Origin of the sequence: Nocardia transvalensis (genome assembly GCF_015477765.1) — a bacterium.
In the GTDB taxonomy this organism is placed as follows: Bacteria; Actinomycetota; Actinomycetes; order Mycobacteriales; family Mycobacteriaceae; genus Nocardia; species Nocardia transvalensis_A.
On sequence record NZ_JADLQQ010000008.1, the window covers coordinates 259,438 to 281,785 of the forward strand.

Annotated in this window: 23 protein-coding genes and 1 riboswitch; of the genes, 9 read left to right on the forward strand and 14 right to left on the reverse strand. The window is 67.9% G+C overall.

Translation table 11 applies throughout. The features are described 5' to 3' along the window. Window positions 1-22: 22 nt before the first annotated feature. Window positions 23-655 (reverse strand): nicotinamide riboside transporter PnuC, encoded by a 633-nt coding sequence (gene pnuC / locus IU452_RS24775; RefSeq protein WP_195111537.1) that lies wholly within the window; start codon window positions 653-655, stop codon window positions 23-25. A 60-nt stretch (window positions 656-715) separates the two neighbouring features. Beyond that, a riboswitch (FMN riboswitch) is annotated at window positions 716-846 on the reverse strand. An 89-nt stretch (window positions 847-935) separates the two neighbouring features. Between pnuC and IU452_RS24780 the strand changes: the two genes are divergently transcribed. Beyond that, entirely contained in the window at window positions 936-1,397 is a 462-nt protein-coding gene (locus IU452_RS24780; protein ID WP_195111538.1) for an SRPBCC family protein, read from the forward strand. Between the two features lie 92 nt (window positions 1,398-1,489). On the opposite strand, the gene IU452_RS24785 is transcribed toward IU452_RS24780, so the two are convergent. From IU452_RS24785 to IU452_RS24805, 5 genes are all read right to left on the reverse strand, one after another. Continuing rightward, window positions 1,490-2,773 (reverse strand): dihydrolipoamide acetyltransferase family protein, encoded by a 1,284-nt coding sequence (locus IU452_RS24785; protein ID WP_195111539.1) that lies wholly within the window; start codon window positions 2,771-2,773, stop codon window positions 1,490-1,492. Between the two features lie 14 nt (window positions 2,774-2,787). Further along, complete coding sequence (locus tag IU452_RS24790; protein WP_228818668.1) at window positions 2,788-3,771, reverse strand: alpha-ketoacid dehydrogenase subunit beta; 984 nt, start codon at window positions 3,769-3,771, stop codon at window positions 2,788-2,790. Window positions 3,772-3,794: 23 nt separating this feature from the next. Beyond that, window positions 3,795-4,952: a pyruvate dehydrogenase (acetyl-transferring) E1 component subunit alpha gene (gene pdhA / locus IU452_RS24795; protein WP_195111541.1), complete on the reverse strand. Its 1,158-nt coding sequence runs from the start codon at window positions 4,950-4,952 to the stop codon at window positions 3,795-3,797. Between the two features lie 11 nt (window positions 4,953-4,963). Then, on the reverse strand, window positions 4,964-6,412 hold the full coding sequence (gene lpdA / locus IU452_RS24800) for a dihydrolipoyl dehydrogenase (RefSeq protein ID WP_195111542.1): 1,449 nt from the start codon (window positions 6,410-6,412) through the stop codon (window positions 4,964-4,966). Between the two features lie 155 nt (window positions 6,413-6,567). Beyond that, window positions 6,568-7,857 carry a PucR family transcriptional regulator gene (locus tag IU452_RS24805; RefSeq protein ID WP_195111543.1) on the reverse strand — a complete coding sequence of 430 codons (1,290 nt, stop codon included), beginning with the start codon at window positions 7,855-7,857 and terminating at the stop codon, window positions 6,568-6,570. A gap of 100 nt (window positions 7,858-7,957) precedes the next feature. Here IU452_RS24805 and IU452_RS24810 point away from each other — a divergent pair, with 100 nt between their 5' ends. Together IU452_RS24810 and IU452_RS24815 are read left to right on the forward strand one after the other, a co-directional pair. Beyond that, window positions 7,958-8,569 (forward strand): TetR/AcrR family transcriptional regulator, encoded by a 612-nt coding sequence (locus IU452_RS24810; protein WP_195111544.1) that lies wholly within the window; start codon window positions 7,958-7,960, stop codon window positions 8,567-8,569. Beyond that, window positions 8,556-9,167, forward strand: coding sequence for a hypothetical protein (locus tag IU452_RS24815; protein WP_195111545.1), 612 nt, complete (start codon window positions 8,556-8,558; stop codon window positions 9,165-9,167). The genes IU452_RS24810 and IU452_RS24815 overlap by 14 nt, the downstream gene beginning before the upstream one ends. A gap of 43 nt (window positions 9,168-9,210) precedes the next feature. Here IU452_RS24815 and IU452_RS24820 read toward each other — a convergent pair whose 3' ends face one another. Beyond that, a complete protein-coding gene (locus tag IU452_RS24820) occupies window positions 9,211-9,666 on the reverse strand; it encodes a GNAT family N-acetyltransferase (protein WP_195111546.1) in 456 nt (151 codons plus the stop codon). Window positions 9,667-9,815: 149 nt separating this feature from the next. Between IU452_RS24820 and add the strand changes: the two genes are divergently transcribed. Beyond that, window positions 9,816-10,832 (forward strand): adenosine deaminase, encoded by a 1,017-nt coding sequence (gene add / locus IU452_RS24825; RefSeq protein ID WP_195111547.1) that lies wholly within the window; start codon window positions 9,816-9,818, stop codon window positions 10,830-10,832. Here the strand turns inward: add and IU452_RS24830 are convergent, their stop codons facing one another. From IU452_RS24830 to IU452_RS24840, 3 genes are read right to left on the reverse strand one after another with little or no spacing between them, the layout of a single operon-like run. Continuing rightward, window positions 10,833-10,991, reverse strand: coding sequence for a hypothetical protein (locus IU452_RS24830; RefSeq protein WP_195111548.1), 159 nt, complete (start codon window positions 10,989-10,991; stop codon window positions 10,833-10,835). Window positions 10,992-11,000: 9 nt separating this feature from the next. Further along, window positions 11,001-11,306, reverse strand: coding sequence for a DUF3467 domain-containing protein (locus IU452_RS24835; RefSeq protein WP_195111549.1), 306 nt, complete (start codon window positions 11,304-11,306; stop codon window positions 11,001-11,003). A gap of 59 nt (window positions 11,307-11,365) precedes the next feature. Further along, window positions 11,366-11,863 carry a hypothetical protein gene (locus tag IU452_RS24840; protein ID WP_195111550.1) on the reverse strand — a complete coding sequence of 166 codons (498 nt, stop codon included), beginning with the start codon at window positions 11,861-11,863 and terminating at the stop codon, window positions 11,366-11,368. A 484-nt stretch (window positions 11,864-12,347) separates the two neighbouring features. On the opposite strand from IU452_RS24840, the gene msrA reads away from it, so the two are divergent. Then, on the forward strand, window positions 12,348-12,815 hold the full coding sequence (gene msrA / locus IU452_RS24845; protein ID WP_228818745.1) for a peptide-methionine (S)-S-oxide reductase MsrA: 468 nt from the start codon (window positions 12,348-12,350) through the stop codon (window positions 12,813-12,815). Between the two features lie 9 nt (window positions 12,816-12,824). Here the strand turns inward: msrA and IU452_RS24850 are convergent, their stop codons facing one another. After that, window positions 12,825-14,087, reverse strand: a complete 1,263-nt coding sequence (locus IU452_RS24850) for a glycosyltransferase 87 family protein (protein ID WP_228818669.1) — start codon at window positions 14,085-14,087, stop codon at window positions 12,825-12,827. 75 nt (window positions 14,088-14,162) lie between these two features. Then, entirely contained in the window at window positions 14,163-15,662 is a 1,500-nt protein-coding gene (locus tag IU452_RS24855) for a PucR family transcriptional regulator (RefSeq protein ID WP_195111552.1), read from the reverse strand. A gap of 256 nt (window positions 15,663-15,918) precedes the next feature. On the opposite strand from IU452_RS24855, the gene IU452_RS24860 reads away from it, so the two are divergent. The 3 genes from IU452_RS24860 (at window position 15,919) to IU452_RS24870 (ending at window position 19,452) form a co-directional block, all read left to right on the forward strand. Continuing rightward, window positions 15,919-17,274: an 8-oxoguanine deaminase gene (locus tag IU452_RS24860; RefSeq protein ID WP_195111553.1), complete on the forward strand. Its 1,356-nt coding sequence runs from the start codon at window positions 15,919-15,921 to the stop codon at window positions 17,272-17,274. Beyond that, the gene (locus IU452_RS24865; RefSeq protein ID WP_195111554.1) at window positions 17,255-17,602 is read left to right on the forward strand and encodes a hypothetical protein; all 348 of its coding nucleotides are present in this window, start codon (window positions 17,255-17,257) and stop codon (window positions 17,600-17,602) included. Before IU452_RS24860 ends, IU452_RS24865 begins: the two co-directional genes overlap by 20 nt. Before the next feature lie 416 nt (window positions 17,603-18,018). After that, window positions 18,019-19,452, forward strand: a complete 1,434-nt coding sequence (locus IU452_RS24870) for an NCS2 family permease (RefSeq protein ID WP_195111555.1) — start codon at window positions 18,019-18,021, stop codon at window positions 19,450-19,452. A 3-nt stretch (window positions 19,453-19,455) separates the two neighbouring features. Here the strand turns inward: IU452_RS24870 and IU452_RS24875 are convergent, their stop codons facing one another. Further along, window positions 19,456-20,427 (reverse strand): LLM class flavin-dependent oxidoreductase, encoded by a 972-nt coding sequence (locus IU452_RS24875; RefSeq protein ID WP_228818670.1) that lies wholly within the window; start codon window positions 20,425-20,427, stop codon window positions 19,456-19,458. Between the two features lie 137 nt (window positions 20,428-20,564). On the opposite strand from IU452_RS24875, the gene IU452_RS24880 reads away from it, so the two are divergent. Continuing rightward, window positions 20,565-21,170 (forward strand): hypothetical protein, encoded by a 606-nt coding sequence (locus IU452_RS24880; protein ID WP_195111556.1) that lies wholly within the window; start codon window positions 20,565-20,567, stop codon window positions 21,168-21,170. 6 nt (window positions 21,171-21,176) lie between these two features. Here the strand turns inward: IU452_RS24880 and IU452_RS24885 are convergent, their stop codons facing one another. Further along, complete coding sequence (locus IU452_RS24885; RefSeq protein ID WP_195111557.1) at window positions 21,177-22,310, reverse strand: hypothetical protein; 1,134 nt, start codon at window positions 22,308-22,310, stop codon at window positions 21,177-21,179. Window positions 22,311-22,348: the final 38 nt, after the last annotated feature.

The following is a 22,348-nucleotide window of genomic DNA, read 5'->3' on the forward strand; positions in this document are numbered from 1 at the left end:
CGTCGTTGTCCGTTGCCGACGGTCAGGCCGCGACCGTGGCCGGGGCCGCGAGGCGGTTGCGGTATTCGCGGCGCCAGCGGACGAAGCCGAGCAACACCAGCAGGAAGAACACGCCGTAGACCGTGCCGGATACGTACAGCCCGGACTTCAGAGCCAGCGGTACCCCGGCCAGGTCGACCAGCATCCAGATGATCCAGAAGTCGACCAGGGCGCGGCTCTGTGCGAACGTCGCGGCCGCGCTGCCGACGAAGATATAGGCATTGACCCACGGTGACCAGGCGATATGTAACCAGGGCAGATGCAGGAACAGCTCGGCCACCGCGACGGTCCCCAGGACGATCGCGGCGAGCAGGAACAGGCGCTCGCGGGCGGTCGCCGGCCGCACCAGCAGGCCGTGGTCGTCGCGGGGACCGCGGGTCCAGGAGACCCAGCCGTAGGCCGCGAGCACGCAGAACAGCACCTGCTTGAGCGCATTACCGGGAACGTGGGCCTCCAGCGAGGCGGCCAGCAACAGCAGGGCGCCGACGAGCTGCACGGGCCAGGTCCACACCGTTTTGCGCATCGCCAGCCAGACGACGGCCAGTGACAGCAGGTTGCCGACCAGATCGGTCCACAGGATGTGCTCGCCGAACCACTCGACACCACCACCGACCATCCCGGACCTCCTCGATATCAGGCTCCGGGAAAGCCAGGACATAGCCACGGGCGGCCGTGGCCGCGTACTGCCTCCCATCCGGACTTTCACCGTCGGTCCCGGAATTCCACCGGATCGACCGGCCGCTGGCTGCGACCGGCTCGCGGACTGTCACCGCCGGTTCGGACTTACACCGACCCCGGAGCACGCGTTCGCTACGGGCAACCAGCGGGCCCTGGTGCGTATTCCCGCGGCTGCCGACCCGCTGGTGCGCGCGGCCGGACCATGTTTCGATCGGATCATGACCGACAACACCACCGACGCTCACATCGTCTCGGCCACCCGCGATATCGCCGCCGCGGCGGCGAAGATCTTCGAATTGATCGCCGACCCTTCCCAGCAGCCGCGCTGGGACGGCAACGACAATCTGGCCGAGGCGCCGCAGGGACAGCGGGTGAAAGGCGTCGGCGACGTGTTCACGATGACGCTTACCAAGGACGGCCAGGTGCGCGAGAACCACGTGGTCGAGTTCGACGAGGGCCGCCGCATCGCCTGGCGCCCCGCCGAGCCGGGCAGCACACCGCCCGGCCACCTGTGGCGCTGGGAGCTCGAGCCGATCGACCCGAGCCGCACCCGCGTCACCCACACCTACGACTGGTCCCAGCTCACCGACGAAAAACGCCTTCCCCGCGCCCGTTCCACCACTCCGGACAAACTCCGCGCCTCCCTCGACCGCCTGGCCGAAATCGCCGAGCGCTCCTGACCGGTCCGACTCTCGTTCGCGCCCAACGGCACGATCACAACGCCCAACCGTCGTGGAGGGCCCATCTCACATCCCCGTCGTCAGAATCGTGGTCAGGTCACGATGCGCAAGGGGTGCTCGAGCAGAGCCTTCAGTTGCTGGAGGAACTTGGCTGCGACCGCGCCGTCGATGGCCCGGTGATCGGCGGAGAGGGTGACGCGCAGGATCTTTCGCGACACCGCCGTGTCGTCGGCCAGGCGCAGCTCGTCCTGGGCGGCGCCGACGGCGAGAATGGCCGACTCGGGTGGATTGATGACCGCGGTGAACTGTTCGATGCCGAACATGCCCAGGTTGGAGATGGTGAAGGTGCCACCGGTCATCTCGTCGGCGCGCAGCTTGCGGTCGCGGGCGCGCTCGGCCTTGTCGCGGCTCTCGGCGGCGATCTCGGAGACGCTCTTGCGGTCGGCGTCGCGGATCACCGGCACCAGCAGGCCGGCGGGGGTGGCGACGGCGACACCGAGGTGAATGCCGTTGTGCCGCAGCAATTTGTCGTCGGCGAAGGAGACGTTCACGGCGGGATCGGTGCGCAGCGTGGCCGCCACCGCCTTCACGAGCAGATCGTTGACACTGACCTTGGCCTTGCCCGCCGCCTGCAGGGTCTCGTTGATCTGCACCCGGAAGGCCAGCAGGTCGGTCACATCGATCGCGCTGGTCAGATAGATGTGGGGGGCCTGCTGCTTACTCTCGGTGAGTCGCTTGGCCGACACGCGCTGGATGGTGCTCAGCGGTATCTCGTCGTAGTCGGCGTCGACCGCGGGCACTGCGGTGACGACCGGCTGGGCAGCGGACGTCGGATCGGTCGTGGCGGAACTGTGTCCGCCCGTACCGGTGGGTTCGATTGCCCGATGGGCGGATTCGACATCCTGGCGCGTGATCCGGCCACCCGGGCCGGTACCCGTCACCGTCGCGAGGTCCACGCCCAACTCGTCGGCGATCTTGCGAGCCAGCGGAGATGACTTCGGGCGCCGGGCGGGCGACGTGCCCTCATCGACAGCCGTGGTGGCAGCAGAAGTGACCTCGGGGACGCTGGTCTGCGCTGCCTCGGCGTCGTTGTTCGCTTTCTCGGTCTCGCCGGAAGGGCTTGGGGCGGACGATGTCCCGCTTCCGTCGCCGACGACGGCGATCGTCTCACCGATCGGCACCCGCGCACCCGCCGCAGCGACAATCCGTTCGAGGACGCCGTCGTCGTAGGCCTCGAGCTCCATGAGCGCCTTGTCGGTCTCGATCTCGGCGAGCACCTCGCCGCGGCTGACCGGATCGCCCACCTGCTTGAGCCAGGAGACGACGACACCCTCCTCCATGGTGTCGGAGAGGCGAGGCATGGTGATTTCGGGCATGGCGAAGGGTCCTCTCAGGGCCGGCGGCCAACGGCCGCAAGCGTTTCCACCGCGGCGGTGTACAGGGAATCGGCGGAAGGCAGCGCGATCCGCTCCAGCGGCTTGGCGTAGGGCAGCGGCACCTCGGCCATCGCCACCCGTCGCACCGGCGCGTCCAGATAGTCGAAGGCGCCGTCGGAGATGGAGGCGGCCACTTCCGCGCCGATGCCGTAGGTGAGCCAGTCGTCCTCTCCCACTACGGCGCATCCGGTCTTGCGTACCGATGCGACGACGGTGTCGCGATCCAGCGGCCGCAGGCTGCGCAGGTCGATCACCTCCGCCGAAATGCCGTCTTCGGCAAGCCTTTCCGCGACCTGGGCGGCCACTGTCGCCATCCGCGAATAGCCGATGAGCGTGATGTCGGTGCCCTCCCGGAGGATCGCCGCCTTACCGATCTCGGCGGGCGGGAGATCCTCGGGCACTTCGCCTTTGGTGTTGTAGAGGGCCAGGTTCTCCAGGAACAGCACCGGATCGTCGTCCTCGATCGCCGCCTTCAGCAGCGCGCGGGCATCGGCCGGGGTGCTCGGCGCGACCACCTTCAGGCCCGGCACGAACGCGTAGTACAGCTCGATGTTCTGCGAATGGGTCGCCCCCAGCTGCTGGCCGCCGCCCCCCGGCGTGCGGATCACCATCGGCACGCTGGTCTGGCCGCCGAACATGCCGTAGATCTTGGCGGCGTGGTTGACGATCTGATCCAGCGCCAGCAGCGAAAAGTTGATCGTCATGATCTCCACGACCGGGCGCAGCCCGAGCATCGCGGCGCCGATGGCCGCGCCGACGAAACCCTCCTCGGCGATCGGGGTGTCGCGCACCCGCTTCTCGCCGAATTCGGCCAGCAGCCCGGCGGTGATCTTGTAGGAGCCTTCGAAGACGCCGATCTCCTCCCCGATCAGGAAGACATCGTCGTCGCGGCGCATCTCCTCGCGCAGGGTTTCGCGCAGCGCCTCACGGTAGGTCATTACAGGCACGGTCGTTGTCCTTCTCAGGCGGGAGCGACGGGCCCGGAGGCGGCAGCCTGCGTAACCACGGAGGGACCCGCGGACGCCGCATCGGGCACAGGGAAGAGCGGGTCGGCGGGCAGGCGGCGGGAGTCACCGGCGACCGGGGTGGCGTAGGTGTAGTCGAACAGGCTCGACGGTTCCGGATGCGGGCTGGTTTCGGCGAATTCCACCGCGGCGGCGACACCGTCGCGCACCTCGGCCTCGAGGTCGGCCACGTCCTTGTCCGACAGCACACCGGCGGCGACCAGTTCGGCCTGGAACCGGGCGATCGGATCGTGGTCGCGGGCGGTCGAAACATCGTCGCTACTGCGGTATTTCGCCGGATCCACCACCGAATGGCCCTTGAGCCGGTAGCTCACCGCCTCCAGCAGCGCCGGTTTCCCTTCGCGCCGAGCACCTTCCAGCAGCTCGCGCGCGGCATCGCGGACGGCCAACACATCGGTGCCGTCCACCCGCTCGCCGCGCATCCGGTAGGCGGCCGCCCGCTTGTACAGGTCGGGTTCGGCCGAGGAGCGTTCGACGGTGGTGCCCATGCCGAGCTGATTGTTGATCACCACGAACACCACCGGCAGCCGCCACAGCGCCGCGATGTTCAGCGATTCGTGGAAGGCGCCGATATTCGTGGTGCCCTCGCCCATCTGGCACACCACCACGTCGTCGCCGCCGCGATAGTCGACGGCCAGGGCGGCGCCCACGGCGAGCGGAATCTGGCCGCCCACAATGGCATAGCCGCCCAACAGCCGGGTGGCGGTGTCGTACATGTGCATCGAACCGCCCCAGCCCCTCGAGGTACCGGTGGAGCGCCCGTACAGCTCGGCCATAACGCGGCCGGGCTCGATGCCCTTGGCCAGGGCGTAGCCGTGTTCGCGGTAGTTGGTGAACAGGTAGTCGGTGGGGCGCATGGCCGCGGCCAGGCCCACCACGGTCGCCTCCTCGCCGAGGTTGAGGTGGCAGTAGCCGCCGATCCTGGCCTGCTGGTAGCTCTGTGCGGTGCGCTCCTCGAAGCGGCGGACGAACAGCATGTCGCGGAACAGGCCGCGCAGGGCCGCCGGATCCTCGGCGGCGAATCGGTTGTCGGCCTTGGGCTTGGACCTGCCGGTGGACTTGGCGGTCTTGCGCGGTGCGGTGGTCGTGGTCATCGTGGGACTCCTCAACGCTTGCGCGGGGCGATGTGTACCGGCAGCCCGAGCCCGGCCAGCGCCGTCTCCATGCCGATTTCGCCGAGGGTGGGGTGGGCGTGGATGGTGTCGGCGAGTTCGTCCAACGTCGCCTCCAGCGAGATCGCCAGGGCGCCTTCGGTGATCAGGTCGCTGGCCGACGGGCCGATGATGTGCACGCCGAGCACCTCCTGATGTTTGTGCCCGGCAACGATTTTCACGAAGCCCTCGGTATCGCCGAAGGTTTTGGCCCGGCCCAGCGCCGCGAACGGGAATTTGGCGGTGATCACCTCGTGGCCCGCGGCGCGCGCCTGCTCCTCGGTGAGTCCGACACTGGCGATTTCGGGATGGGTGAAGGTGGCCGCGGGGATGACCGTGTAATCGATGTGGGCGCGGTGTCCGGCGATCACATCGGCCGCGGTGAGGCCCTGATGGGAGGCGACGTGGGCGAGCAGGGCACGGCCGGTGACGTCGCCGATGGCGTAGACGTGCTCGACGCCGGTGCGCAGCCGATCATCGACGGGGATGAAGCCCCGTGTGTCCGTGCCGATTCCGGCGGCGTCCAGGCCGAGGTCGGCGGTATTCGGGCGGCGGCCCACCCCGACCAGCACCACGTCGGCGTCGATCTCGCGCGGTTTCGGGCCGTCGACGGTGACGCGCAACGGGCCGCCCTCGGCGATGGCCGTGACCGTCGAGCCGGTGAGCACGGTGATGCCGCGCTTGGTGAAGGAGCGGCCGAGTGCTACGCCGATGTCCTTGTCCTCCAGCGGGACCAGACGCTCCTGCATCTCGACGACGGTCACCTCGCTGCCGAAGGTGGCGAACAGGCTCGCCCATTCGGCGCCGACGGCGCTACCGCCGATGACGACGATCCGCTTCGGCACCTCGGTCAGCCCGAACGCCCCGTCGGAGGTGATCACGCCCGGCAGCTCCGCGCCCGGAGTCGGCAGCCGCGCGGGCACCGAACCCGTCGCGATGATGACGTCGCGGGCGCTGACCTGCCGGATCGCGGCCGTGGGAGCGGCGGCGTAGCGCGGGCCGTCGGGGCCGATCGGGGACGGGCCGACCTCGCACACCTCGACGGTGGTCGGGCCCGTGAAGCGGGCGTGGCCCTCGATCACCGTGACCCCGTTGGCCTTCAACAGCCCCACGACACCGTCGGTCAGTTCCTTGACGATGCCGTCCTTGCGCTGGCGCACGGCGGCGAAGTCGAAGCGGACATTGTCGGCGTGGACACCGAAATCGGCTGCGGCCGACACGGTCTGGAAGACCTCCGCGGAACGGAGCATGGCCTTGGTGGGAATGCAGCCCCAGTTCAGGCACACCCCACCGGGCCGCTCCTTCTCCACCAGCCCCACCGACAGCCCGCGCTGGGCCGCCCGGATGGCGGCCACATACCCGCCTGGTCCGCCGCCGACCACCAAAAGATCGAATTCCGGCACTCGTGGTGCTCCTCGTCTCGAACGATGAAAGACCCCCGCCCCGGTTGTGGCGTGGGTCATCACCATCGAGTCTCGCCGCCACCCAGTGCACAAACAATGACCCCAAAGCCCAGGAATGTGGACGCCTGATTGGGCGCTGCGCCCAGTGGGGTTGTCTAACCGCGCGCGATTCCGGCGTGCTTTCGGCCGGAATCCACGAGGGACAGCGCCGACAGAGCCAGGGACAGTTCCATGTAGGAGCGCTGGCCCTCGAGGGGGCGGTCGAGCAGGGTCGAAATGCGGTGCAGGCGATTGATGACCGTGTTGCGGTGGCAGTGCAGGCGGGGGGCGGCGTTGGCGGCCGAACAGTTCTCGGCCAGCCAGGCGGCCAAGGTGCGGAGCAAAATGTCGCGCTCCTTACCGGGAAGTTCGAGGACCGGGCCGAGGGTGTGGGTCAGCAGCAGGTCGGTGAGGTCGGGGGAGCGGACCAGCAGAGCCTCCGGGTAACGCTCGTCCAGCGACACCAAACCCGTTGCGTCACCGGGCAATGTCTCCAACGCGATCAGGGCGAGGGCGTGCGCGGAATCGACCTCGGCCAGACCGGGAACGGCGGGCGAGGCCCCGGCCCTCCCGCGCACCAGGGGCCGAAGCTGTTGCAGCACCGCCTTATCCGTCATCCCGGAGGGTTTCTGCTTATCCCCCGTCCCGGCATGCTTCCTGTTATCCCCCGTCCCGGCATGCTTTTGGCCGGGATCCAGCGACACCAGGCCGATCGTGGTGTCCACCCGGTCGTGCCACACCGAGCGAATTCCCAACGCCGCCAAGGCCGTTTCGGTTCCCGCGTGCAGCGGCCGCCCGTCGCCGCGCGCGGCCACCACCAGATATGCCCCTTGGGCAGGAAGATTCAACTCCCGGGCCGCGCGAGCGGCGAAGGTCGCGTCGTGGGCCCGCCCGGCCAGCAGATCCTCGATCAGCGCGTGGCGGCGGCGCTCGTCGCGGCGCACCTGTTCCAGTTCGGTATTGCGGTAGGCGGTGACCAGCGCCGAGGACAGCCCGTCGATCACCGTCCACATGGCCGTTCCCGCCTCCCGGATCTCCTGCGGCCCGGCATCGTCGGCCTTGTCCAGCAGCGCCTCCCAGACGATGCCGCCGCCGAGCCGGAAGGTGCGCAGCATGGCCTCCAGTGGCACCCCCTGTTCGGCGCGATGCCGCCCGATCGAGGCCGCGACATCGTCGTGCTCCGGATCGCTGGTCTCCCCACCCAGCAGATCCAGGATCCGCGTCAGATATCGCCGGCACCCGTCGCGCAGGTCGGCCCGCGGTACCGAGGTGTAGTCGGTCCACTCCGGGTTGTCGGTGAAGATGGCCGAGATCAACCGCCTGGTCAGTGCCGGGATGCCCGCCCGGCATGCCTCGGCCAGTTTGCGGGTGCCGGGCGTCGACAGAACGGAATGTGGCGACGCCATGGGAACCTACCGTACCGGCATTGCCGGGGCGGGCGACGACTGCTATCTTAGGCATATGCCTAAGTTAGGCGTTTGACTAAGAATTGTCCGAGGGCGGGATATGACGAATTCGCGGGCGGCGCGAGGGGAACGCCGCCGGGCCGAGCTGATCGACGCGGGCATCGCGGTGCTGGCGGAGCAGGGGTGGGCCGGGCTCACCCATCGGGCGGTCGCGGCGCGCGCCGAGGCCAATCCCGGGCTGGTGCACTACTACTTCAAGGGGTCCGCCGGACTGCGCTCGGCCGTAGCCGAACGCATTGTGCGGGAGTCGATTACGGCCATGTTCGACGACCTCGTCACGGTCGACGATCCGGGCGCCCTGTTCGACGGGCTCGCGCGGCGCCTGGTCGAGGTGCAGGGCGATGATCGCGCGGCCCGGGTGACGGCCGCGGTGGTCAGTGCGGCCTACGAGGATCCGATGATCGGCGCACTCGTCGGTGCGGCGCTGGCCGATGGCCGCGCCCGTGTCGAACAGTGGCTGAGCCGCCAGAATCCGGCACGGGGACAACACTTTTCGGGGAAAGCCACGCTGCTGGTCGCCGCAATCGACGGCCTGGTCCTGCACCGGCTGATCGATCCGTCGATACCGGCGGACGACATCACCGCCGCCGTCACCGCCCTGCGGCAGCTGACCGGTACCGACTCGGCAAGGAGGGCAGATGAATCGCACTGACACGGTGCACATCGACTGGGCCGTTCCCGGCACCGGCCTCGACGCCCTCTTCGGCGACGGCGCGACCCGCGCGGAGAAGATACTGCCTACCGTGATCGGTCTGATCGGCACGGCGCTCGTGGTAGGCCATGCGATGGCGGCGGGTTTCGACTGGTCGTGGTGGCGCTACTCGGTCGCCGCGATCCTCGCCGCCGATCTGGTCGGCGGGGTCGTCGCCAACGCGCTCAACTCCGCGAAGCGGTTCCAGAACGCGGATCACATTGCGGTGCGACGCCCTACCGCCGCCCTGGTCCGCAACCACCCGTTGTTCACCGCCGTCCACATCCACCCGATCGTCATCGCGCTGCTGTTTCCGGGACCGGGGCTCGCCTGGGGCCTGCTGTGGTACGCGATCACGCTGGCGTCGGTGCTGATCGTGGGCCACACACCGCTGTATCTGCGCCGTCCGGCCGCAATGGCGACCGTCGCGGTGGCGCCGGTGCTCGCCGCGTCGATGGACAACCCGCAGGGATTCGCCTGGCTCCCATCGATATTGGCGGCCAAGCTGGTACTCGGCGCGGTCCGGGAAGAGCCCTACCGCCCCGCGGCCGGGAGCTGAGGGGCCAGGGCCCGGAAAGCGGGAGCTTTCCGGGCCTCGGCTGCTATTCCCGATACAGCGACAGGCACATCATGTCGGGCTCGAAGCCCAGTCCCTGCCAGAACCTGTGGTCGTCGACGGCGTCGACGCAGGACAGATACCGTATCGTGGTGGCGCCTCGCTCCTGCAGCCATGCGACCGCGGCGTCGGCGAGCGCCTTGCTGTTACCTTTGTCTCGCTCCTCGGGCAGCACATAGAGGGAATCGATCTCCCCGAGCAGCCCGGGCAGCAGCCCATCCCCAATGCTGATCCGTCCGTTGACGAACCCGATGATCCGGTCACCGTCCGCCGCCACCAGGCAGAACGCGTCACGGTGCCACGCCGACATGGCGAGCATTCGCGACAGGTTCCGGCGTCCCCATGCGGTGAGTGGTCCCCCGTCTTCGGTCTCGCGGCACATGCGGTCCCACAGACCGCCGACGATCTCACCCTCGCTGTCGCGAATTCGTCTGATCTCCATTGCCTTCCCTTCCGTTCGACTGCCGACTGTGCTGGAACGGAGGAAGGCGGAGCACGAGGCCACGGCGTGGCCCACAGTCTCTAACGTCAACCTGGCATGCCGCCACGATAACCGATGGCATCGCCGGGCGGCTGGGGGATGATGACCTCATGTCCGATCTCGCCGCGTACGTGCGCGGGTTGCCGAAGGCCGAGTTGCATCTGCATCTGGAAGGCACGCTCGAGCCGGAATTGAAGTTCCGCCTCGCCCGCCGCAACGGAATCCAGCTGGCCGAGCAGACCGTCGACGAGGTGACCCGAACCTACCGATTCCACGATCTGACCTCGTTCCTGCAGGTCTACTACCCGGCCATGCATGTGCTGCAGCATGCGGTGGACTTCCACGATCTGGCCTACGAATACCTGCGCCGCGCCCACAGCGACGGCGTCCGGCACGCCGAGATGTTCTTCGATCCGCAGGCCCACACCTCGCGCGGCGTGCCGTTCGCGTCGGTGGTGAGCGGATACCGTTCGGCGATCGTGCGCGCCCGCCGTGAATTCGGCGTCTCCGCCGAGCTGATCATGTGTTTCCTGCGCGACCGGTCCGCCGACTACGCGATGGCGACCCTGCTCGAGGCGCTGCCCTACCGGGATTGGATTCTCGGCGTCGGCCTGGACTCCGATGAACGCGGCAACCCGCCCCGCAAATTCGCCGCCGTCTTCGAACGCGCCCGCCGCGAGGGCTTTCTGCTGACGATGCACTGTGACATCGACCAGCCCGACTCCATCGAACACATCCGCCAGGCGGTGGAGGAGATCGGCGTCGACCGCCTCGACCACGGCACCAATATCGTCGAGGACGACCGCCTGGTCGACCTGGTCGCGGGTAAAGGCATCGGCTTGACCTGCTGTCCGGTCTCGAATTCCTTTGTCACCGAACAGATGAAGGCCGCCGAGATCGTGGGCCTGCTGGACCGCGGCGTCACCGTCACCGTCAACAGCGACGACCCCGCCTACTTCGGTGCGTACGCCGCCGAGAACTACGTAGCCCTGGCCGAGCGGTCCGGCCTCGACCGTGACCGGCTGGCCGAATTGGCCCGCAACTCGTTCCGCGCATCCTGGATCACCCCTGCCCGCCAGGATGCCTACCTGCGCGAGATCGACGCCTACCTCGAAAGAAACCGGTAATCAGCTGCGGCGCAAGCCGTTTCCGGACCTCGGCGCCGAGGTCGTGATGTGGTAGCGGCGGCCCTTGATTCGTTCGGGACGGTAGCGGATGGCGGGGTCGATCACGATGGTTCGGTCGTCGGGGGCCTCTACCATGGTGATCTCGCTGGAAATGAGCATCGGATACTCCTATTCACCCAAGTGGACGATCGCGCCGAATTGGTGCTCGTAGTTGCTCATGCTGTCGTTCAGGGTCTGCATCAGGCGAAAGATCATGGCCGGCGGGAATTTCACCCGGGAGACCACCTGAACCGGCTGGCGTGTCACCGGCAGCCCGTTGTCGTCCACGCCCGGTTCGGTCGGCAGGTGCACGATGAAATCGAGGGTGAAATCCGTGCGGTTGTACCAGCAGGTGAATCCGTTCGCGTATACCCCGGCGCTCAATGCCTCGGGCACGATCACCTCGACATTCACGGGCGGAGTCACATCGCTCATCGGAACCTTCCACCGACGCCCGAAAGGGCCACCGCGGAGGTGACCCTTTCGTTTCGCCCTCAGCGAGACTGCATTTGGCGCGTCTGCTGCCGTAGCTGATGCAACTGCATCTCCCATTGCATGGACCGATCCTGGGCGCGCGTGGCCTGGTCCTCGGCCTGCTGTGCCAGCTGGCTGGCCTGATCGGCCTGATCCTGAGCCGAGTGCGCCCGCTGCTGCGAGTGGCCGGCTTCGCCCTGGGCCTGCTGCGCCTGGTTCTGCGCCCGGTCGGCCTCGTTCTGGGCCTGCTGGGCTTGGTTCTGCGCCTGAATGGCCTGCTGACGAGCCTGCTGAGCCTGCTGATTGGCCTGGCTGGCCTCGCTCTGGGCCATGTGCGCCTGGTGCTGGACCTGACGCGCCTGTTGCTGCGCCTGCCGAGCGAGGTTCTGTGCCTGCTGGGCGTATTGACGCGCGCTCTGTGCTTCCTGGCGTGCCTCGTTGACACGCATCTCTAGTGCATCGATATCCCGTAAGGTCGGAACGTCCTCGCGCTTGATTTCGGTGGCTTCCTGTGCCATCACAACTCCCGTGCATCCGTTAGGGTCGGACGTCCCCTGCATCGGTGGAGTGGGACGAATAAATCGTCGCCCCGCGGTTCAACCGATGGCAACGCATCGGGAACATGATGGAAACATTTCAATAGGGGTCCAGCCCCCAAAACCTCTGGTGCACTTGGACTTCGCGCGCTCAGCACATGATCGGCAGACCGTCGCAGCCCCGCCTCGGCGGCTGTCGGATCGCATTCGGTTCCGGCAGCGAATGCACGGATATCCGCCGTTGCGATGTAAATCACATTGCACCCTGTGCTCTTCACCGGAAATATTCCGGCGCCGCCTGTCATGCCGCCTACCGTGCCCGGTGACGGAAGGGTGACGGCTCCGCCCGGGGGAACTTTTCCAGGAGTGCCGCGGGTTGTACGGGCAGTAACCGAACTCTCTGCGTGAAGGAGCAGGCGTGACCGAGACGCGAAGGGCGATTCTGGCCGGAGGATGCTTCTGGGGGATGCAGGATCTGATTCGTAAGCAGCCCGGCGTGCTGTCGACGCGGGTCGGCTACACCGGTGGCCACAACGACCACCCGACCTACCGCAACCACCCCGGCCACGCGGAGGCCGTGGAGATCGTCTACGACCCGGACCGGACGGACTACCGTGCCCTGCTGGAATTCTTCTTCCAGATCCACGATCCCACGACCAAGGATCGCCAGGGCAACGACATCGGCACGAGCTACCGCTCGGCGATCTTCTACCTCGACGAGGACCAGAAGCGCGTCGCCCTGGACACCATCGCCGACGTCGACGCCTCGGGCCTGTGGCCCGGCGCGGTGGTCACCGAGGTGACCCCGGCGAGCGAGTTCTGGGAGGCCGAACCCGAACACCAGGACTACCTGCAGCGCTACCCCGAGGGCTACACCTGCCACTACCCGCGCCCCGGCTGGAAACTGCCGAAGCGACAGGCCACCACGCAATAGGCCGAACGGCTACCACCGGCAGACTGCCGCCCGCCGCCCGGCCACCGCGGCCGCCGCGAAAAGCGCGATGGTGAGCCAGATGTAGGCGTTGTGGTAGAGGGGGCCCAGGTGGCCCCACGACGGGTAGCCGATGATGCTGCTGGTGGGGGAGCCGAACAGGCTCAGCACGCCGCCGGACGCCACGGCGAGTGCCACCAGCAGCCCGGCGGCCGTGCCTATCGTGCGGCGGTGAATCGCCAAGTGGGCCAGGTAGATCAGCAGCGGTGCGAGCCAAACCCAGTGGTGGATCCAGCTATAGGGGGACACCACGGTGGTGGTCAGGCCGCACAGGACGACGGCCGGGAGCTCGCGGCCGGTCAGCGACAGTCGGCGGGCCAGCACCAGGCAGCATCCGGTGAGGACGACAGCGCCTGCCAGCCAGAGCAATTGGTGTGCACCTGCGACGCCGATGGTTCTGGCGACCATGCCCCGCAGCGACTCGTTCTGCGGGTTCTCCGGAACTCCGACGCGGGTGGGGTCGGCGAAGGCTCCGCTCCAGAAGGTGGCCGAATCCTTCGGCAGCACAGCGAATCCGGCGAGCACCGTCGCGGCGAACGCGCCGACCGCCGTCGCCGCGGCCCGGTATCGGCGGGTGACGACCAGATAGACGACGAAGAAGGCGGGCGTCAGCTTGATCCCGGCCGCGATTCCGGTGAGCACGCCCTTCCACCGCGAGGAGTCGGGTAGCGCCATATCCGCCAGCACGATCAGCAGCAGCGCGATATTGATCTGTCCGAATGCCATCGTCTCGCGGATCGGCTCGCACCACAGCAGCAGCCCGGCGACCGGCAGGCTGAAGACTGCCAGCCGCAGGTCCCGCCGGTAGCCGAGCATCGACAACGCCACCCAGGCCGACGCGGTCAGCAGGGCGAAGTTGCCGAACGCCCCGACCACGGTGAACAGCTCACCGTGAATCTTCGCCAGCGGCACGAACAACAGTGCGGCGAAGGGCGTGTAGACGAACTCCCACACGCCACGCGTGTTGCCCAGCAAGGGTGTGTCGTAGACGGAAATGCCGTGGGCCACACGGTCCCCGGCGATCTGATACACACCGAGGTCCTTCAGATGCATGAAGAGCTCCGGCATGCGGAGGACTTGATCGGCGTAATGCCCGCCGGCGACCGCGCCCAGCACGGCGACCGTCCAGAACACGATCGGCCCGATCGTCCGGCGTTCCGGCAGACTCCGCGCAGCCGATGGAACAACAGCCGTGTCCTCGACCGTCAATGACAAACCCGCTCACCTCAACAACCTCGAGCCTCCGCTGACCCGCCCCACGGTAGTGGCTCGCGCGGGCGGGGGAGAGGGTCAGCGCAGGGCGAGGGCGAGGAAGAAGTCCACGCGGTCCTCCAGCCGGGACAGGTCGCGGCCGGTCAGTTCCTCGATCCGGGCGATGCGGTAGCGCAGGGTGTTCACATGGACATGCAGGAGTTCGGCGCTGCGGGCCCAGGAGCCGGAGGTCTGCAGGAAGGTCTCCAGGGTGTGCACCAGATCGGCGCCGTTGTCCTGGTCGTAGCTGGTCAGCGGGTCCAGCAGGCGCAGGCGGAACATGCGGCGGACCTCGTCGGGGACGCTGGCCAGCAGCAGCATGTGGGTGGCCAGCTCGTCGTGGCCGACGACGCTGGCGGGGCCGCCACGACCGGCGGCCATGCGCCGGGCATAGCGGGCCTCCTCGACCGCGCCGCGCAGCCCCTCGCCGTCCACCACGCCGCTGACGCCGATCGACAACTGGGTCGCGCCCAGTCCCGGCGCGAGGGTGTCCAGGGCGGCATGGATGACGTCGAGCACCGACCGATCGGTGGGAATCAATGCGATGGCCTCGCCGTCGACGACTCCGGCGGCCGGTCTTCGGCCGTACAGGGTTTCGCGCAACAACGCGCGTAATTCCCTGGGCCGCAAACCGTCCGCGGCCGCAGCGGCGACCGCGACATAGCTGTCGGCGGCACCGAGGCCGGTCAGCTCCAGGCGCGAAATGATCTCCGCCGGTTTGGCATCGGAGACGATCAACTGGATGAGCTCCTCGGCCAGTCGTCCCTCGGCGCTCTGGCGATCGTCCTGGCGGGCCCGTTCCAGCGATACCACCGCGGCCAGCTCACCGGTCAGCGCGCGCCGCTCCTCGGGCCAGTCGGTGCAGTCGCTCTCGAACACCAGCAGCCAGTCGGCGACCCGGGAGGTGCCGTCCTCGTCGACCGCGAACAGCGAATAGGGCCGGTCCTCGGAGGTGATCACGCACGGCAACCGCCGGGCCTCGAGGAAGGCGGTCACGGCCCGTGCGGGCGGTTCCTGTGGCGGCCCGGCTACCACCCGACCCACCGACGACATCACCCAGCAGCGCAGCCCCAGATCGCGGTCGAGCAGCTCCAGCACCGACCCGAGCCCGGTCCCGGACACCAGTTGGCGGTGCCGGTCCAGGATCGCGGTCAGATCCGCCGCCCGGCCGGTCGACAGCATGCGGGTGATGCGCTCGGTGACGGTCGCGAAGGCGACGTGCTCGTGCACCCGGAACAGCGGGACGCGATAGCGCTTGCACGCCTCGATCACATCCTCCGGCGGCGCGCCGTAGCGGGCGTCGCCGGTGGCCAGCGCCGCCACCCGGGCCCGGGCGAGCGCGCCGACGAAGATCTCGCTGTCCTCGGGCGTCGAATGCCACTGCATGCCGGTGAGCACCAGCTCCCCGCCGGACAGATAGCGGCTGGGATCCGGCAGATCCTGGGTGACCACCCAGCGCACGAAACGATCGAGCTCCTCTTCCCCCGTGACGAGCTCCAAACCCAGATCCGCCATGGTGAGCAGGGAACGAAGACGCATGATTTCCGACGCTAACAGCCCGTCGTCGCGACTGTCCCCGGATCACCCGGATACCGGGCACTGTGTCGATGACCACGGCGGCGGGTAACACGCCCGTCACCTCGCACGGCCCCGGTTACACCGCCGTCACGGCTTTTGGAGATAAGCACAAACACATCGGTGTGAACCAGCCCACAGTTCGGAGCTCCGGTCCGTGGCCGCGACGACGGGTCGGCGGGTGTACTCGTGGAACACGTTTTACGCCGATGGAGGTGAGATGGTCCGTAGGGTCGTCATCGAGAACGGATACCTCGCGCCCGTAGTCGGCGACGAGACCGCCTCCGGCCATCTCGTTCTCGAGAACGGGCGCATTTCAGCCGTCGGCGCGGGCCCCGCGCCGGAAATCGGAGGCGCCGAACGCATCGACGCCTCCGGCTGCCTCGTCACCCCGGGCCTGATCAACACCCATCACCACCTGTACCAGTGGGCGAGCCAGGGCCTGTATCAGGATTCGACCCTGTTCGAATGGCTGACCGGCCTGTACCGGACCTGGGCGCGGATGGACGCCGAGGTGGTCTACGGCGCCGCCGCGGCCGGGCTGGGCTGGCTGGCGTTGACCGGCTGCACCACCGCCAGCGACCACCACTACATCTTCCCGCAGGGCCGCGGCGATCTGTTCGACGCCGAGGTCCGTGCCGCCGCCGAGGTGGGGCTGCGGTTCCACCCGTGCCGCGGATCGATGGACCGCGGCCGATCCGACGGTGGGCTGCCGCCCGACGAGCTGGTGGAGAAGACCGACGACATCCTTGCGGGCACCGTCGAAACCATCGACCGGTATCACGACCCGTCGTTCGATTCGATGCTGCGGGTGGCCGTCGCGCCCTGTTCACCGTTCTCGGTGACCGAAACCCTCATGCGGGAATCGGCGGCCTTGGCACGCGACAAGGGTGTACGGCTGCACACCCACCTCGCCGAAACCCTCGACGAGGAGGAGCACTGTCGCGAGCAGATGGGTTGCACCCCGGTCGAATACATGGAGAAGATCGGCTGGCTCGGTGACGACGTCTGGTTCGCCCACGCGGTTCACCTGCACGACAAGGATATTCAGCGCTTCGCCGACACCGGCACCGGAACCGCGCACTGCCCCACCTCCAATGCCCGCCTGGGCGCGGGTATCGCCCGCGTGGTCGACCTGCTGGCCGCCGGTGCGCCCGTCGGCCTCGGCGTGGACGGCGCGGCCTCGAGCGAACTGACCTCGTTGGCGGGGGAGATGCGCCAGGCCCTGCTGTTGCAGCGCGCGGTGCACGGACCCACCGCCCTCACCGCCCGCCAGGCCCTGGAGATCGGCACCCTGGGCGGCGCGCGAAACCTGGGCCGCCAGAACGAAATCGGCAGCCTCGAACCCGGCAAGCTGGCCGATATCGCCGTGTGGCGCATCGACGGCTTCCGCGCCGCGATCACTGATCCGGTGTGCGCCTTGGTGTTCGGGCCCACCCCGCCGTTGGCGCGGCTGCTGGTCGGCGGCCGCACGGTGGTGGAGAACGACGAATTGCGCACCGTCGCCCAGGACCAGATCGCCGTCGCCGGTGCCCGCGCCCGGCGACGGCTGATGCGTGGACAGGAGACTCGATGACAGCGACCCGCGACTCCCCGCTGAGGTCGGGGTCGGCCACGCCGCGGCGCTCGTCGACGGGCTCGATGAGGGGACCGTCGACGAGTGCCCGGGCCTGCCGGTCATGGAGGAAATTCGGATAACCGACGGAAAGGTGCACAACCCCTCGTTCACGAACCATCTCGACCCGCACGCCCCCGACGGGCCGTGCGGCACCGGAGAGCCACCCACGCTCTCCGCCACCCCGGCCACCATCGCGGCGATTCGAAACGCCTGCCGGGCCACCGGCGGAACCGGCACCCTCACCCGGGTACCGATCCGTCCGGAGGAAGTCATTTCGAGCTGTTGATCAACGGGCCCCTCGCTTCGCTCGGGGAATGAAGGAAACGCTCGGGAACCGAGGAAACACTCGGGAACCGAGGAAACACTCGGGAACCGAGGAAACACTCGGGAATCAAGGAAACACTCGGGAACCGAGGAAACACTCGGGAATCAAGGAAACGTCTCGGGAACCAAGGAGATGTCTCTGGAACCAAGGAGATGTCCCTGGAGCCAAGGAAGTGGCTCGGGAATTGAAGGAATCGTCATCCCGAATCCTCTTCATCCCCCGCGCTTCCTCTTGATTTCCCCGAGCTCCCTTCCTCATTTCCCGAGCTCTCTTCCTCATTTCCCGAGCGAAGCGAGGGACCACAACCGCAATACCGAACCCCAGGTCCGTTGACGGCACGGACCGCAGGTCGGGTATGCCCCGAGGAGGGCACGCCGATGACCCAAGTACAGACCCGTACCACCCCCGCGACCGGTAGGTCCGCTCTCGACCGGATCTTCCGGATCGGTGAACGCCGCAGCACCGTTTCTCGCGAAATACGGGGTGGTATCACCACTTTCGTTGCGATGGCCTATGTCATCCTGTTGGTTCCGCTGATCCTGGGCGGGGCCACCGATGTCGACGGCAATCATCTCAGCATCGCGCAACTCACCACGGCCACCGCATTTTCCGCGGGACTGTCCACCGTTCTCATGGGCCTGGTCGGCAACGTACCGCTGGCGCTGGCCGCCGGGCTCGGGGTGGTGCCGGTGGTGGCCTACCAGGCCGCACCGCATATGACCTGGCCGCAGACCATGGGCCTGGTGGCGCTGATGGGCGTGATCATCGTGATCCTGGCCGCCACCGGCCTGCGGACGATGATCATCAACGCCATCCCGCTGGCGTTGAAGAACGCCATCGGCGTCGGGATCGGCATGTTCATCGCGATGATCGGCCTGGTGTCGTCCGGGGTGGTCGGGCACGGTTCGCCGACCGGGCCGCCGGTCGGGCTCGGCCCCGACGGGCATCTGCAGGGCTGGCCGGTCGTGGTGTTCGCATTCGGTCTGCTGCTGATGCTGGCCCTGTACATCCGCAAGATCCCCGGGGCGATCCTGATCAGCATCGCGATCTCGACCGCGCTGGCGATCGTCATCAACGCGGTCGCGACGATCGATCCGAAGGCATGGGGGACGGTGGTTCCCGAGATGCCCGAGAAGCTGTTCGCCGCACCGGATTTCGGCCTGATGCTGAATCTCGACCCGGTCGGCGGATTCGCCCGCGCCGGTGCCCTGACCGCCGGGGTCGTGCTGTTCACGCTCGTGCTGACCGGCTTCTTCGACGCCATGGGAACGGTTTTCGGGGTCTGCGACGAGGCCGGACTGCTCGACAAGCAGGGCAATATGCCGGGCCTCGGGCGGGTGCTGACGATGGACGGCGTCGCCCAGGTCATCGGCGGCGCCAGCGGCGGTGCGGGAGCCACGGTGTACGTCGAATCGGCGACGGGTGTCGGTGAGGGCGCCCGTACCGGGTTGACCAGCGTGGTGACCGGCGGATTGTTCTGCCTGGCGGTATTTTTCACCCCGATCGCGGGTGTGGTGCCGATCCAGGCGGCGGCTCCGGCGCTGGTACTGGTCGGCGCGCTGATGATGACGCAGGCCCGCAAGATCGACTGGAGCGATCTCGAGGTGGCGGTGCCTGCGTTCCTGACCATCGTGGCGATGCCGTTCACCTACTCCATCACCAACGGCGTGGGTGCGGGCCTGATCGCCTACACGGTGATCAAGGCCGCGCGCGGCAAATTCCGTGAAATCCATTGGCTGGTCTGGGTGGTGAGCGCGGTGTTCGTCTGCTACTTCGGCATCTCGGGTATCGAACTGCTGTTCCAGAGGTGACGCTCACGCCCGAGCCGCCACCGAAGTCGGGAGCAACGCCGTGACGCATTCGAGCTGTTCGGCGAAGACCCCCGGTTCGGTGGCGGCAATGCGGATCAGCAGATGCCGTGCACCCGCCCGGGCGTAGCGATCCAACTGCGCGGCAATATGTTCGGGCGATCCGTTGAGCATGAGCTGGATCTTCTCGACCTCCTCGAACGGCATCCGGTAGACGGTCTCGCAGTAGTGCCGCAGCGCGGCGCGACCCCGCTCGGGATCGTCGTCGACGAAGACCGTGGCGAAAAGCGCCGGTGTCACGGCGTCGCCGGGTCGCCCGGCCGCGGTGCTCGCCGTGCCGATCGCGGCGAGCCCGGCGGCGTAGTCGTCGACATCGGGTGGGTAGGGCAGCCAGCCGTCGTAGAGTCGCCCGGCGCGCTCCAGCGCCGACGGCGTGATGCCGCCCAGCCAGATCGGCGGCCCACCGGCTCGGTATGGTCGCGGCACCTCCGGCAGCCATTCGTAGTGCAGCACCTTGCCGTGGAACGGCTCGCGATTACCCGACCACAGGTGCCGCCACAGCCGCACGGTGTCGTCGAGATGGGAGAACCGGGTCTTGAATCGGATCCCGGACAGCTCGAACTCCGGCTCGCTGATCCTCGGGAATCCCGCGCCCACCCCGAGGATCACCCGCCCGCCCGACAGCAGATCCATGGACGTCAGCGTCAGCGCGGTCTGCACCGGATTGCGATAGGCGGGCATCAGGACCGCGGTACCCAGACTGATGCGCTCGGTGACCGCCGCCGCCGCGGCCAGCAGGGTCAACGGCTCGATCCGTGCCCGCAGCAGCGAATCACCCACCCAGACGGAATCGAATCCGAGGCGTTCGGCCCGCACCACCGTCTCGATCAGCCTGCGGGGTGGGTCCGCGTGCGCCAACTGCGCGATACCGGTGGGAAGCAATAGTCCATAACGAATGTCGTCCACAGCGACCAACATTCGCCGCGATCCGGCGGCGGAACAATTCCCTTCAGGGTATGAGCGCATCGCCGAAAACGAGGGTGTGCGCCGCGGCGGGGCGCGATCATGGACCGATGATGTCCGTTTCGTGCCCGCGCTGTGGTAGCACGGCATTCGTGCAGGACATCCCTACCGTCGGTGCGCATTTCGCGCCGTCGGACGCGGGCATGGAATGGCGAATGGTGCCCTACGCCGTACTGGTGGCCACCGCGACCGAACTACCGCAGCCGCCGTCGCCGCCGGGTGCGCCGAGCGCTCTGCAGACCGAGCCGCGGCACGTCCCGAGGGCGCTGGGGCGCGTGATGGTGGAATGGGCGATCATCGGCATGGTCGCCGTGCTCGCATTTCTGGTGGTAGTGCAATACGGCCTCGACCGAATGAGGATCGACCCCGACGATGACTGGCTGACCGGATGGATGTATTTCTTCCTGCTGTTGGCGATGCCGCTCGGTATCCCCGTCTCGCGGTACTACCGGCGTAGTCAGGCGGCGGGACGGTGGTCTGCGGCAATATCGGCGTACCGGAGGTCGCGCGAGGCCGCCGCCGAGACGTGGCAGTACGCCTACTACTGCCATTGGTGCGCAGGATGTTTCTGGCCGGATCCCGTGTCCGCCCATACTCCGGTCGATACCGTCGTCTCGGCGGAGGAGTTCCGCTCGATCGTCGCGGACTCGGGAGGGTACGGCGAATTGCCCACGGTGTACCGGAGCGTGCCGCGGTGAATCTCGCTATGTCAGAATCCCGTTGAGCACCTCACCCCAGGTGGTCACCGCCTTGCCGAGTTCCGTTCCGGCGGTTGCTGCGGTGTTCAATGCGGCGAGAGCGGATTTGATCATGCCGCGGTTGCGTTTCTCCGGCGGTTGCTGCGCGTTCTGCGCCAGATACTCGACATTGTCGAGCAGTTCCTGCCGGCGCTCGTCGTCCAGGCCCGGATCGCCCAGCACCGCGCTGCCGATATTCTGCAGCGCCTTGGCGATATCGCTGTCGCCGTGCTGGGCGATGGTGACGATATTGGAGTCGATATTGGTGATGGTCTCGGCGAACTGCGGGTTGTAGACCGTGCCGCCGCTGATGGAGATGGTGATCCCGCCCCGGGCGGACTGTCCGGACGCCTCCGCGTAGTCGCTCATGTTCTCGCCCACTTCCGAGAGATAGTGCTGCCCCAGCGCCAGGTATGCCCGGAGCAGGGCCGCGGGATCGGCGACGAGCGGACCCTCGGCCGCGTCGATACCCTTGACGATGTCCTGAAATTGTATGGCGAGCAAAGGCCTTCGGTCGGCCGGTAATTCCAGGCCTTCGAGCAGATCGCGCACTTCGCCCGCCCACAGCCGGATGGCGGGCAGCGACGGCGCCGCTGAGCGCATCGACGCGGCCAGCTGCTCCGCGTGCGTGCGGTGTGCGGCGAGCTGCTCCTCCAGCACGCGGGCGTTCACACCCCTGCGCAGGTGGGCATGCCGAGGCGGGTGCACTCTGGTAGGCACCTGCAGAACCGTTGTGGCGCAGGACATCTCTTCCAGACGATACGCCAGCTCCTCGAGCCGAGTGACGGTCGACCAGCCCGTCTCGCCGGGATCGGGCGGATAGCCGGAGTACACCCATGCGCGCCGGATCGAGTCGTGGCAGCCGCGGGTGATTTCCGCGAACTGGAAACCGGTCTCGTACTCCCACCGCAAGACGGGCGTGAACGCCTCACACGCCTGGGCGGCACCGGTCGCCGACGACGGGTCGAATGCGGGCAGGTGCCGCAGATATCCGGCTCGCCGCGCCGCCTCGCGCGACCAGTCCGCCGCGTAGGCACGCAAGCGCGCGGCGGCCGTCTCGTCCTCGGCCGCGACGATCCGATCGGCGGTCTCCCGATCCACCCGCCCATGATCGCATCGGGAACCCGCCCGCGCGTGCG